An 11,828-nucleotide genomic window follows, 5' to 3' on the forward strand; every position below is an offset into this window, starting at 1 on the left:
GGCGTGGGACACACCTCCCCACCCCGCTGCTTCGCAGCGACCCTCCCCACAAGGGGGAGGGTAAGGAGCGCCGGCCGCCCGTCCAGGGAGACGGACCGGGCGGCCGGATCAGGACCCGCGGCGGCAAGGGCGTTGCACCGCCCTCGCCGCCGGCCAGTCCTTATTTCTGCGCCTGGTCGATGATCGACTGCATGGTCTCCTGTGCATTGGCGATGGCGCCGTCGACGTCGTCGCCGAAGACGACCTCGTTGATCATCTGCGTCCACGGACCGTTGGCCGAGTTGATCAGGTCGTTGAACACCACGGAATAGGGCGTGCGGCCCTTGGCCATGGCTTCGGCGGCGATCTGGTAGCGCGGATCGAGATCTTTCAGCGCCTCCTTGGCGATGTCGCCGCGCACCGGCAGGCTGCCGTATTTGGCCAGGATGGTCTGGCCTTCGAGCGAATAGGCGAAGTCGAGAAACTCCTTCACCACGGCGAGCTTCTTGGTGCCCTTGGTGACGACGAAATTGTCGCCGCCGGCAAACGAAGACCAGCCGCTGTCCTTGCCCGGCAGGAAGGTGACGCCATAGTCGATATCCGGATACTGCGTGTTGAGCGCACCGATGGCGAAGGCGCCGGACGGCGAAATGCCGATATTGCCGGTGGCGAAGGCGGCAAAGAAGTTGGCGCCGGTGTCGGTCTGCGCGCCGGCCGGCACCAGATCCTTCTTGACCATCGAGCGGTAGAGGTCGATGGCGCCACGCAGCTGCGGGCTGTCCAGCGTCGCCTTCGAGCCGTCCTCGGAGAGGATGTCGCCGCCCGAGGCCCAGATCAGCGGCGTGAAGGTGAAGATGTTGCAGCCGCCGCAATTGCCGGAGAAGTAGAAGCCCTTGATGTCGCCGCCGAGCGCGTTGACCTTTTCGGCATCGGCCTCGATCTCGGCCCAGTTGGCCGGCCCCTTGTCGGGATCGAGCCCCGCCTGCTTGAACAGCTTCTTGTTCCAGATCAGCACCGAGGCGTCGGCCGAGAACGGCAGCCCGTAAATGTGGTCCTTGTAGGTGCCGGTCTTGACATGCGCCGGCGACAGGCTGGCGAAATAGGGCAGCGATTTCGCCCAGTCGGTGATGTCTTCGAGCTGGCCGGCGGCGGCAAAGGACGGCGTGTAGATCAGGTCGAGCGACAGCGCGTCGGGCGCCGTGCCGCCGGCGGCGGCGGCGCCATATTTCGGGATGATCTCGGCATTGGGAATGATGTCCAGCTTGACCTGGTTCTCATGGCCCTTGTTGAAGGCATCGACGATGCGCGGCATGAAGTTCGAGCCGTCGGCGCGAACCCAGATGTTGGCGGTGTCGGCGGCCATTGCAGGCAAGGCAATGATGCTCGCGGCGAGCGCGAACCCGGTAATCACGGTTTTCATGGTTTTCCTCCTCATGGTTCTGTTCTCCTCCCTGTTGCGGCGCAGATCGCGCCGCGCGTTCTCCTAGCCGCCCAATGGACGGCCGCATGACTGACGCACCACCAGCCGGCACGGCAGTTTTCGAATGCCCGGCGCGGCGGGTTGGCCGCCGACGAGCGAAAGCAGTGTGAGGCCGGCCTCGCGGCCGAGCGCTGCCAGGTTCATGTCGACCGAGGTCAGCGGCGGGCGGGTCGCCTCGGCCACGATCTCCCAATTGTCGAAGCCGATGACGCCGACATCGCCAGGCACGCCTAAGCCGCGCTCGCGCAGCGCATCGATCACGCCGCGCGCGATCTGGTCGTTGCCGCAGAACACGGCGTCGGGTTTCTCCCCCTTGTTGTTGAAGAGCGTTGGGCCGTCGAACAGCTTTCCGACGGCTTCATGCCCCCAGGCTTCCGACCACGAGCCGAGCAAGGGCTCGGTCACCGGCAGGCCGTGCGCGGCCAGCACATCGCGAAAAGCCTGTGCCCGCTCATTCACCACGGCAAAACTTTCGGGACCGCTGACATGGGCGATGCGCCGCCGCCCGAGGCGGCAAAAATGCTCGACCGCCAGCCGCGCGCCGCCGGCATCGTCGGAGACGAAGGCGATGGCATCGGGATCGGGCTGGCTGAAGGCGTAGATGACGGGCACGCCGAGATTGGCGAGGTCGACCGGCAAATGGCGGTCGATGCGCTTGCCGCTGGCGATGATGCCGTCGATGCGCTTGTCCAGCATCGCCTCGACATGCAGCTGCGCCAGCCGCGGGTCGTCCTCGACATTGCACATGAACACCGAAACGCCGGCATCGACCAGCGCGTCGGAAATGCCCGACATGACCGGCAGCGAAAAGCGGCCATAGGTATCGTTGGTCAACAGGCCGACGGTGAAGGAGCGCCGCCGAAGCAGGCTCTGCGCCAGGCTGTTGGGGCGAAAGCCCAGCCGCTGCGCCGTCTCGCGAATGCGCTGGCGCGTCTCGGCAGTCATCCGCCCCTGCCCATTCAGCGCCTTGGAGGCCGTGGCCACACTGACACCAGCCATCGCCGCGACTTCACGCAGGGTGACGGGGGTCTTGGCGGGTGTTGGCGTGTCGGAGGCCATGTTTCGGGTGTGGGTCCTCGAGTTGGGAAAAGGTTTTCTCTTACTTGGCCATTGCGTGTCGATGTGGATGATCGACGGATGCTGCGGGAGTTGGGAAAAGGTTTTCTCAGGGAGATTAGGATGAGAATTTGGGTATGGCAAGGGGGGAAGGAGTGAGATCGAAGGGTTGAAGCCTGCCTCTTGGTCACGCTTGCATGCCCATTGAGATGTTGCCAATTCATCAGGTTGCGTCTTTACAAACGCATAGATACCGTCGTTCCTTGGTAGAAATGACCGGTACTAACTTAGGGCATCGAACTTAATGGCCAAATCAAGCATGCCACGCCAGTCTAGCACTGCGGATGTCGATTGGAGCCTGGTCTCTGACCACGCTTGGCGGTACTTCGAGCTCCACGCCAACCAGCGAATGGCTGTGTTTAATTTCTTCACGGTATTGTCTGGAGCTGTCGTTGCCGGCATTGCTGCGACCCAAGGCGCGCCACGGTTCGGAGTGGCGCTTGGCCTCGCCCTGACGATATTGTCCTTTATATTCTGGAAGCTTGATCAGCGAGCCGCGTTTCTTATTAAACATGCGGAGGAGGTGCATGTCATCGCGGAAGCCCAACTCTGCCCTACTGCGACACGTCTTTTCACTCTCGAGCCGGCCAAGCAGGGGACCGCGCATGCTCACCAGAATATTCTGCAGCGCCCTTGGACCTTCGGAAGATCGTTCCGGACTACCTTCTTTGTGATGGGGCTAATCGGGGTTGGATCAACTATCCTATCGGCCTTTGGCTTCTAACAAAATGCGATTCCACCCAAGCTAATCTGGTATCTCCTGGGAGATGCTTTTCTGCGCCTGCTAACACTGTTGGAACACTGAACCGGAAGCATAAGGTGCACTTGGGACTCCCTCGCAGTTTTACTTGCGTTTACTGGGTATCCATGTCAATGTCCTCAAAATAGCAGTCAAAAATAAGTTCTGCCGGGCAGGCTTCTTTGTTAAATTTAAGCCCGGCACTAGGGGGGAGCTTGGGTAAGGTCATTTATCTGACGGGCGCGCCAGCGTCCGGCAAAAGCTCTACAGCACGGTTGTTGGCCGATGCCATACCGGGATTGCTTGTATGGGAGTATGGCGCAAGATTAACAGACCACGTGAGGTCACGTTCAGCAAAAGTGTCGAGCCAAGACAACCTCAGGGAGCATTCATCCGCAGTTGTGACGCCGGAAGATGTTGCGCAGGTTGACTTGGCATTGCTTGACTTTGTCGCGGCCAATCGAGCATCGAAGAATATTATAATAGACAGCCACCCGGTTACCAAAGAGCGCTATGGGTTTCGCATCACGCCATTTTCGCTAGAGCAGTTCAATCAGCTAGACCCTGACGAGATTTGGCTGCTCTACGCATCTCCTGAAGTCACTATCGCCCGCATTGAGAAAGATGCTGCGGGAAGGCCGATGATCTCCGAAGAGGAAGCGCGGATGCACACGGCTCTTCAATCCTCCGTGGCCGCGACATATGGCATGTCTGCCGGCGCTGCCATCTATCTCTTCGACACATCGGCGCCAGACAGGGCAAGCCTAATTTCGCTATTGGGAAGGCGACTAACTTGATGTCGCCGCTCGCCGTAGCGCGCAGGTTGCTGACCTGCCGCCCGAAAAGGCCCAAACAGCGAGGACTAGCGAAATCCGAACCCTCTCAGCGGAACCGGATCGACCTACGCGCAGCATTGAACGCAGTCTCAGACGTCGTCCAGAACAGGCCGAGACCGCTTCGAGTCTTTGATCAGATCCATATGAAGTCCGGTGACATGGTCATGCAGAGCGAAATTGTAGCAGATTGGGCTGACGGGAAGCGGCTGGCGTTCATTGGTGATGGCGACGCAATCAGTGTTTGCGTCGCCTACCTCCAGGCGAAGGACGTGCTCCAATTCGGCCCATCGCACATCACCGTCTTCGACTTCGACCAGCGGACCGTGAACGCGGTAAATCGCTTCGCGGACAAGGAGCGAATTAGTAACTTGGATGCTCGGCTTTACAACGTGCTTGACGCGTTGGACCCGGCTGTGAACTACGATCTATTTTACACCAATCCTCCTTGGGGCGCCTCGAACAAGGGTGAGAGCGTAAACATTTTCGTTGAACGGGGCATTGAGGCCACGCGATATGTTGGAGAGGGTATGGTTGTCATCGCGGACGATGACGAACTTGAGTGGCCAAAGCGGGTGTTGGCGAGCGTGCAGGCCTTCGCGGCGCGCAGCGGTTTTTATGTTTCGAGGATGCAACGCAAGTTGCACGAGTACCATCTTGATGACGCTCCTGAATTAAAATCCTGCAACCTCTACCTCAGCGCTTTGCCGGACAACGGACGAGATCGCGCCAAAAGCAGCCCGATCAAGGATGTAGAAAGGCTCGCGAATTTCTATGGCCGATCAAAGGAGCCGCGGGTAAGGTACGTGATGGAGCGCAACCGGCTCGACTATGGCGTGGCTCACGAGGATGAGTACGAACTCGTTATGCTGGAGAAAGACGTTGAATGACATCTTAAGGCCCGGCGAAGGCCTTCTTTTCATGAAGATCGGGACGCATGCCCGCGAAAGTCTTGCGGATATCATCGAGCGAAAGTCGCGTGAAATAAAGGAGACGGGCTATGGAATGTGGGGGTACGGTGGCAACACCTGCCATCCGTCCTCTATGGTTCAACCGTTCGCACAAGCGTTTGCCGAGAAAGGGCGTGTAATTCATTTGTGCATGGAAGAGATGGAGTCCGGTCATCTGGCTGAGCCACTCTGCGCAGCCGAATACTCTGCTGATGGGATAAAGTGGAGCACAATACCTAAGACAATCGAAGTGCGCGGCTCAAAGTACGCGCTTGTAATAGACCAGCTTCATCGTGAGCAATTTAAACTACCCCTTGATCAAACCCGCGTACCAGTTGGCCGTAGCACGGGCCGCCTGGGTAGCCGGTATGTGAAAGGCCGGGTTGATAAAGCCTGCCTTGAATTTCTTGAGCGACCGGAGCTCAACAATGAAATACCACCGCGCGATATAGATATCGGCTTGGTAGCAACATTATTGGAGCCCTATGCAGTTTTCTTAAGAGGTCAACGCTGAAAGGTCAGCGGATTTCAAGAGAGTACCTGCACCGTCTGCTCTAAGATGGTTTGTGTAGCTCTCTAGTCCTTCAATAATCTTCGCACGGCTTACCGACACCTTGCTTGAGCAGCTAAAGCAAATGGATGCGGCCATGTCAGCCTTCGGCGCACGACAAATTTTCTGACGCATTTCCTCGATGTCAGATCGGCTGGCAATGTCTGATAGAACCTGCTCTAAACAAGCTAGCTTTCCCTGAGCTAGAGCAGTGGCAATGCCTGCGATCGCCCGGATCGCTCTTTTGTCACCTGTAAGAAGCACTTTGCACTCACGAACCAGCAAGATCGTCAGAAGCTGACTTTCTCCGCCGTCCAATTCAAGGTTTCGCCGTGTTGCTGCACTTTCAAATTCCGCAGCAATTGCGAGTTCGTCCTGGGTTGGTTCCAAGAGCACTAGCGATGAAAGAAGTGCCTCAAATGCCACCAAGGCAGCCTTGGGATCAGGAATCCAACCAGCTCGTGCAAGCCTATCGCGGACGACAAACCGCCCTACTCCCAGCATTGCTGGTGGACCAGCAGCGGTCCCCGTCACCGCTTTCTGCAGCTCGTCGCCTAATCCGTACGCGGAAATCTTGATGATTACGTCATTGTCAATGAGCGACGCTTGGGTCATCGGCCAGTCATTACGTTGCGTAGATATTGGGCCGCTTCATCGCTGAGTTGATCCCAACCAATTTCGCTTTCGGCTATCCCGTTGACTTCGCGCCACACAGGTTTGGGCTCGGTGTATATGAATCGAAGAGCGGCGTTGGCTATTGGCCAAGCCTCGCGTTGAAAAGCCAAGCACAAAGCGAGAGTCCCTGGCTCAATATTGTAGAGAGGGCCGGCGTTCAGGACCGCTGAGGCTAAGCTGGGTGCGTTAAATTTGTCGACATTCGTTTCTATGTCGGGTTTCGGCGAGCCCGTAAGCAGCGTCAAGGCATAGGCATCCGCCTCGTCTTCTTGCTTATCTCCGTCTTGGGCCGTGGCCGGATCTTTCAGATCAATGAGCGCGGGCGCATCGCCCAGATGGCGACGAAAGATGTGGCCTAACTCATGAGCTAGCGTGAAGGCGACCGGTGCAGGATAGGAAGCATCGCGCCCCAACAAGATCGCGAACCTTCCGTCAACCGCAACCACCATTGCGTGCATTGCCTTGGTTTCCAGGGGGAACACACGCAGGTGGATAACCGGAATGCCAAGCGCCCAGCATGTCGTGAGCAGTGATCTCAGATCCACGTATGGGGCGCCAGCCAGTATCGCCTCGCGAAGTTCCTCAGGTGTCGCGTTAAGTGCTTCCCCTGGATCTGGCGTAGCGTGTAACAGCAAACGACCAAGCGAAATTCCATAGGACGTAAGGGCAGATCGCTCCGCCGCATCTTCCGTCGAAAGATGCTTGAACCGAGCCTCATCATTCCAAACGAATTCAACTCGTTCGCCGAGCAACGGCTTGGGATCTAGGCCGAGCCGTCGCGCCAAAGCAAAGCGCAATTCGGCACGCCCAGAGGGAGACTCATTGATTTCCTCAGTCCACCACGTCGGCCACGCTGCTTCAATCGCGGCCCGGCTAATCCCGGCTTCCCGTAGCTTGTCGACTAATTTCTCGTTGTCGGTGGCCACCTATCACCCTGCCTTCGCTACCCAAGCTACTAAAGCCGGTAAGCAAGATGAGGACCTTGCTTAGAGCAGCGTTCCGGTCGTCTGCGTCGAGGATAACCCAAAACTCGGCCCTTCGCGCACGGCCTTGCTGAGATCAACCCAATCAGCCTCGCTCGATTTGGTGGCACGCTCGATCAGTTTTCGATTAGCGGCGGTGAGCAAAACCGCATCGGTTAGCCGAACCCAATATGCGCCAGTTAGCCAAGCGCTCAAGTTAACCTCATAGTCCGATCCGCCGTGGAGGCGATCCACTCTTCGGAGCAGTGCGGTCACCTGCGAATTGCCGACTGGTGCACCTTTCCCGCTGGCATTGCGGAATGCGGCCGGATCAAAAGACTCAATCCCTCTGCGCAATACCAACGGCTCAGGGGAATAGCACATGAGAGCGTAGTGTGACTTCTTCGGACCAGAGGCACTATCGGCTCGGCTTGTAACCAAAGCATTTGGCGGCAGCGTGCGTTCAGCACCATAGGCATCAATGTAACGGCGCCACACAACCGTCCTCTCGGGGGCGACATCAACCGCCTTGGGGCGCGATTTCATGATGGAGAAGATAGCCCTTACTGGCATCCCAGAGCGAGCGAGAGCGCTTGCAATCACTGCTGGCGGATTTCCTACCCCCCAAAAGAAGGTGCCATTGCCTGCGCGCCGCTCCTGCTCCTTCCGCTCTACAATCGCTTCGAGTGGTTGCCCCGCCTCCGCCTGCATTCGTGACCAGCAAATGAATTCGTCCACACGCGAGGCGGTGGCCGACGTATCAAGTGCCAATGACGCGTTCATAGTTTGTTTCCCGGCGGAAGGTTTCTCACGGCGGTATCTTTCACCTCAATCGCCCCGGCACAACTGCGCTTGCAGGTTTCGGTCGTCATAGCTGTGGAGCCCCAAGTGCATAGCCGGTGGATAGTCATTGGATAACATTGGTATCTGTCCTCAGCCTGACCTCGTGAATGGGCTGCCTATCGCACTTGTTCCCTATTTGTTCCTATTCGTCAAGATGGCGTCGCAAGCGAGTTGGCTGCCGGCCATTGCCGCATATTAGATGCCCAAAACCAGGCCGCACCCTGGAGAACCAATTCTCGCGGGAACGCTGGTCACCCCGCCTAGCATCACTTGTCGGAGTGCCTTCAGCCGACGCCAAAGAGCAAGTAAGGCGCGCGCCCGCAAGGTCAACAAGGGGCGGGCAATACCCGCACCCCCAGACACACTCCAGAAACAAAATTCAACAGTTCGGAAAAACCGGCGAAAAGATCGGGTGGCATAAGCTTCCCAGTCGGGATTCCGCGTTCTTCCTTTTTGGACCACCAACAAATTCGCAGCGGCGGCGCAGCGCCTGCTGCAGCGGCGGCATGAACAGCCTGGCCAGGTAGAACCTGCCATCTACCAAGCTCAGCCTCTATGATCCAAACAGTCTCGGGTCAGATGCGATGGCGGAGCGCGTCGATGATCACCGCCATGGCAGGGGAGAGCTGCCGCCTGCTCGGATAGTAGAGGTGATAGCCGGCAAATGGCGGGCTCCAGTCGTCAAGCACGAGCCTGAGGCGTCCCTCGACGATGTGGTGGCTGACGAGGTTTTCCGGGACGTAGGCGATCCCGAAGCCGCTTGTCGCAGCCTCGATCATGGGAATGGACGAATTGAAGGTAAGTTGGCCTTCCACCCGCACACGTAGGTCGCGGCCATCCCTGGCGAATTCCCAGGCATACAATCCGCCGAACGTCGCCTGCCGCATATTGATGCAGTCATGGTCGACCAGGTCCTGAGGCGCGGTCGGAACCGGATGGCGGGAAAAGTAGTCGGGCGACGCCACGGCCACGAGCCTCCAATCGGGCCCGATGCGCACTGCGATCATATCCCTGTCGATGCTCTCGCCAAGCCGCACGCCTGCGTCGAAGCGCTCCTCCACAATGTTCTTCATGCCGTTGTCGCCGTAGAGCTCGACGCGCACGTCAGGATTGTCGTTGAGCAAGGGCTGGAGCTTCGGCCAGACGGTCGTCTGGAGCGCATGGTCGGACAGGGTGATGCGGACCGTTCCGGAGGGCTTGTCGCGAAACGCCACCAGGCTTGCGAGGTCGGATTCGATTTCCTCGAAGCGGGGAACGAGAGATTGGAAAAGTCGCTCGCCGGCCTCGGTCGGAGAGACGCTCCGCGTGGTACGCGTCAGCAGGCGGACGCCAAGGCGAGCTTCAAGCTCCTTGATTGTCGAACTCAGGGTCGACTGCGAGGTTCCCAGCTTGGCCGCTGCCCTGGTGAAACTGCGCTCGCGGGCGACCGCCACGAACCATAGCAGATCCTTCATGCCATCGCGCTGCATAGGGCACCTCCCATCGGACATTCATATCATGAGCAGATAAGTCCATGCGGATTACTTAGTCTACTTAAATGGGTTCCCCTGCAATATCTTCTGGCAGCGACGGCGGCTGATCCGTCCGGTCGCTTTGCCAGGATGCCAATCATGGAAACCACATACGACACAAGGCTTGTTGAAAACCGCGCCGCATGGGGCGCGGTGTTGTCGATGGCGCTGTGTGTTTTCGTGCTCATCGCGTCGGAATTCATGCCGGTCAGCCTGCTGTCGCCGCTAGCGGCCGATCTCGGCATCACCGAGGGCCGCGCGGGACAGGCGATCTCGATTTCGGGCGCTTTCGCGGTCGTGACCAGCCTGCTGGTCGCCGGCCTCACGCGCCACATCGACCGCCGACTGGTCGTGACCGGCTTCACCCTCCTCCTCATCGTGTCCGGTCTGGCTGTCACCTTCGCGCCGAACTACGCGTTGCTCATGGTCGGCCGGGCGCTGCTCGGCATCGCGATCGGCGGGTTCTGGTCGATGTCGACCGCGATCGTCATGCGCCTCGTGCCGCAAGACATGGTTCCGAAGGGTCTCGCCATGCTGAACGCCGGCAATGCCATTGCGGCCACCATCGCCGCGCCGCTGGGCAGTTTTCTCGGCGCCTATGTCGGCTGGCGCGGCGCTTTCTTCCTCGTCGTGCCATTTGGTCTCCTGGCGCTGGCCTGGCAGTGGACAAGCCTGCCGGCGCTGCCGCCGCGCCGCAGGAATCGTGCCGGCAACCCGCTGGCGCTGCTCGGCCGTCTTCCTGTCGCCACCGGCATGGCGTCGATCATGATGCTGTTCATGGGTCAGTTCGCGCTCTTCACCTATCTGCGGCCCTTCCTCGAGAACGTCACCCGGCTCGATATCGCCGCCCTCTCGGCGGTCCTGCTGGCGATGGGGCTGGCCGGGGTGCTCGGCACATGGTGCGTCGGCCGGCTTTTGCGCACGCGTCTGTTCAGCATTCTCACCGTCATCCCGCTGGTCATGGCTGCACTGGCCGCCGCGCTCATCGCCTTCGGTGCACTCCCGGGTCCCACAGCGCTGCTGCTCGTTGCCTGGGGCTTCTTCGGCATGGCCGCGCCGGTCGGTTGGGGCACGTGGCTCAGCCGAACGTTGCCGAACGACGCGGAGGCCGGCGGCGGGTTGCAGGTAGCCGTCATCCAGCTCGCCATCACCGGCGGCGCCGCGATCGGCGGCACGCTGTTCGATACGGTCGGCTGGCGGGGGCCGTTCACTCTGAGCGCGGTGCTGCTCTGCGGATCGGCGCTCGCCGCCCTTGCCGCAGCGCATATGGCCCGGAGGTCTTTGCCGTGACGAACGAACATGCGCCGCTCAGCCGCCGGACATTGCTCGGCGTCGCGCTCGCGGTGGCGGCCCTGCCTCGCACAGCCGCCAGCCAGGAAAGCCAATCTCCCGTCAGCCAGGAGCCCACCGGCATGAAGATCAGGATGGTTTTCAACGGCCGCACCATGACCGCCACGCTCTACGACAATCCCTCGGCGCGCGACTTCTTCTCCATGCTGCCGCTCGACGTCGAGATCGATGACTACGCCCATAACGAGAAGATCGCCTATCTGCCACGCAAGCTGACCGAGGAGGGAAGCGGTCCGTTCGCCGACGAGCAGCCCTATGACCTGTGCTATTTCATGCCCTGGGGCAACCTGGCCATGTTCTACGCCGACTACCGCCACCCCGGGCTGATCAGGCTTGGCCGCTTCGACGAGGGCGAGCAGGCCCTGCACGTTCGCGGCAAATTCCCGCTTCGCATCGAACGCATTTGAGGACGCAAAGGAGATCACCATGGACATTCTTCGCGCCGGCACCAGGCCTTCCGGCAAGGGACCGCCTGACTGGTTCACCGGAACGGTGCGGATCGATCCGCTCTTCAATCCCTTCGACGCCGAGCGGGTTCAAGGCGCACAGGTAACCTTCGAGCCCGGCGCCCGCACCGCCTGGCACACGCATCCGCTCGGCCAGACGCTGATCGTCGTCTCGGGCCTCGGCCGAGTTCAGCGCGAAGGTGGCCCGGTCGAGGAAATCCATCCGGGCGACGTCGTCTGGTTCGCGCCCGGCGAAAAGCACTGGCACGGCGCGTCGCCTCAGACCGCCATGACCCACATCGCCCTCCAGGAGGTCAAGGATGGCAAGGTCGTGGACTGGCTGGAACATGTCAGCGACGCCGACTACGGCGCCTGATCTCTCCTCGAAAGGAAC

At 59.8% G+C, this 11,828-nt stretch carries 13 protein-coding genes; 6 read left to right on the plus strand and 7 right to left on the minus strand.

Annotated features, from left to right (window positions below; genetic code table 11):
• Positions 1-160: 160 nt before the first annotated feature.
• From NKK50_RS17075 to NKK50_RS17085, 3 genes are all read right to left on the minus strand, one after another.
• Entirely contained in the window at positions 161-1,399 is a 1,239-nt protein-coding gene (locus tag NKK50_RS17075) for an ABC transporter substrate-binding protein (protein WP_023689585.1), read from the minus strand.
• 63 nt (positions 1,400-1,462) lie between these two features.
• Positions 1,463-2,518, minus strand: coding sequence for a LacI family DNA-binding transcriptional regulator (locus NKK50_RS17080; RefSeq protein WP_352543679.1), 1,056 nt, complete (start codon positions 2,516-2,518; stop codon positions 1,463-1,465).
• A gap of 310 nt (positions 2,519-2,828) precedes the next feature.
• Positions 2,829-3,089: a hypothetical protein gene (locus NKK50_RS17085; RefSeq protein ID WP_352543680.1), complete on the minus strand. Its 261-nt coding sequence runs from the start codon at positions 3,087-3,089 to the stop codon at positions 2,829-2,831.
• Positions 3,090-3,529: 440 nt separating this feature from the next.
• Between NKK50_RS17085 and NKK50_RS17090 the strand changes: the two genes are divergently transcribed.
• From NKK50_RS17090 to NKK50_RS17100, 3 genes are all read left to right on the plus strand, one after another.
• Positions 3,530-4,111, plus strand: a complete 582-nt coding sequence (locus tag NKK50_RS17090) for an AAA family ATPase (RefSeq protein WP_352520928.1) — start codon at positions 3,530-3,532, stop codon at positions 4,109-4,111.
• Between the two features lie 116 nt (positions 4,112-4,227).
• Positions 4,228-5,037, plus strand: coding sequence for a bis-aminopropyl spermidine synthase family protein (locus tag NKK50_RS17095; RefSeq protein WP_352521094.1), 810 nt, complete (start codon positions 4,228-4,230; stop codon positions 5,035-5,037).
• Complete coding sequence (locus NKK50_RS17100) at positions 5,030-5,611, plus strand: hypothetical protein (protein WP_352520929.1); 582 nt, start codon at positions 5,030-5,032, stop codon at positions 5,609-5,611. The genes NKK50_RS17095 and NKK50_RS17100 overlap by 8 nt, the downstream gene beginning before the upstream one ends.
• Here NKK50_RS17100 and NKK50_RS17105 read toward each other — a convergent pair.
• From NKK50_RS17105 to NKK50_RS17120, 4 genes are all read right to left on the minus strand, one after another.
• Positions 5,594-6,262, minus strand: a complete 669-nt coding sequence (locus NKK50_RS17105) for a hypothetical protein (RefSeq protein WP_352543681.1) — start codon at positions 6,260-6,262, stop codon at positions 5,594-5,596. The genes NKK50_RS17100 and NKK50_RS17105 overlap by 18 nt on opposite strands.
• A complete protein-coding gene (locus NKK50_RS17110) occupies positions 6,259-7,248 on the minus strand; it encodes an ImmA/IrrE family metallo-endopeptidase (protein WP_352520931.1) in 990 nt (329 codons plus the stop codon). The genes NKK50_RS17105 and NKK50_RS17110 overlap by 4 nt, the downstream gene beginning before the upstream one ends.
• A 60-nt stretch (positions 7,249-7,308) precedes the next feature.
• Positions 7,309-8,067 (minus strand): hypothetical protein, encoded by a 759-nt coding sequence (locus NKK50_RS17115; RefSeq protein ID WP_352543682.1) that lies wholly within the window; start codon positions 8,065-8,067, stop codon positions 7,309-7,311.
• A gap of 635 nt (positions 8,068-8,702) precedes the next feature.
• On the minus strand, positions 8,703-9,596 hold the full coding sequence (locus NKK50_RS17120) for a LysR family transcriptional regulator (RefSeq protein WP_352543683.1): 894 nt from the start codon (positions 9,594-9,596) through the stop codon (positions 8,703-8,705).
• A gap of 141 nt (positions 9,597-9,737) precedes the next feature.
• Here NKK50_RS17120 and NKK50_RS17125 point away from each other — a divergent pair, with 141 nt between their 5' ends.
• Genes NKK50_RS17125 through NKK50_RS17135 form a run of 3 tightly spaced genes read left to right on the plus strand, consistent with a single transcriptional unit; the run spans position 9,738 to position 11,810 of the window.
• Entirely contained in the window at positions 9,738-10,928 is a 1,191-nt protein-coding gene (locus NKK50_RS17125) for an MFS transporter (protein ID WP_352543684.1), read from the plus strand.
• Complete coding sequence (locus NKK50_RS17130) at positions 10,925-11,395, plus strand: cyclophilin-like fold protein (RefSeq protein WP_352543685.1); 471 nt, start codon at positions 10,925-10,927, stop codon at positions 11,393-11,395. Before NKK50_RS17125 ends, NKK50_RS17130 begins: the two co-directional genes overlap by 4 nt.
• 19 nt (positions 11,396-11,414) lie before the next feature.
• Entirely contained in the window at positions 11,415-11,810 is a 396-nt protein-coding gene (locus NKK50_RS17135) for a (R)-mandelonitrile lyase (RefSeq protein WP_352543686.1), read from the plus strand.
• Positions 11,811-11,828: the final 18 nt, after the last annotated feature.

The organism is Mesorhizobium sp. M0001, from assembly GCF_040324255.1.
GTDB lineage: Bacteria > Pseudomonadota > Alphaproteobacteria > Rhizobiales > Rhizobiaceae > Mesorhizobium.

Coding starts and splice junctions, on each gene's coding strand:
- NKK50_RS17075 (WP_023689585.1), bottom strand. CDS start 1,399: ATGAAAACCGTGATTACCGGGTTCGCGCTCGCCGCGAGCATCATTGCC.
- NKK50_RS17080 (WP_352543679.1), bottom strand. CDS start 2,518: ATGGCCTCCGACACGCCAACACCCGCCAAGACCCCCGTCACCCTGCGT.
- NKK50_RS17085 (WP_352543680.1), bottom strand. CDS start 3,089: ATGTTTAATAAGAAACGCGGCTCGCTGATCAAGCTTCCAGAATATAAA.
- NKK50_RS17105 (WP_352543681.1), bottom strand. CDS start 6,262: ATGACCCAAGCGTCGCTCATTGACAATGACGTAATCATCAAGATTTCC.
- NKK50_RS17115 (WP_352543682.1), bottom strand. CDS start 8,067: ATGAACGCGTCATTGGCACTTGATACGTCGGCCACCGCCTCGCGTGTG.
- NKK50_RS17120 (WP_352543683.1), bottom strand. CDS start 9,596: ATGCAGCGCGATGGCATGAAGGATCTGCTATGGTTCGTGGCGGTCGCC.
- NKK50_RS17125 (WP_352543684.1), top strand. CDS start 9,738: ATGGAAACCACATACGACACAAGGCTTGTTGAAAACCGCGCCGCATGG.
- NKK50_RS17135 (WP_352543686.1), top strand. CDS start 11,415: ATGGACATTCTTCGCGCCGGCACCAGGCCTTCCGGCAAGGGACCGCCT.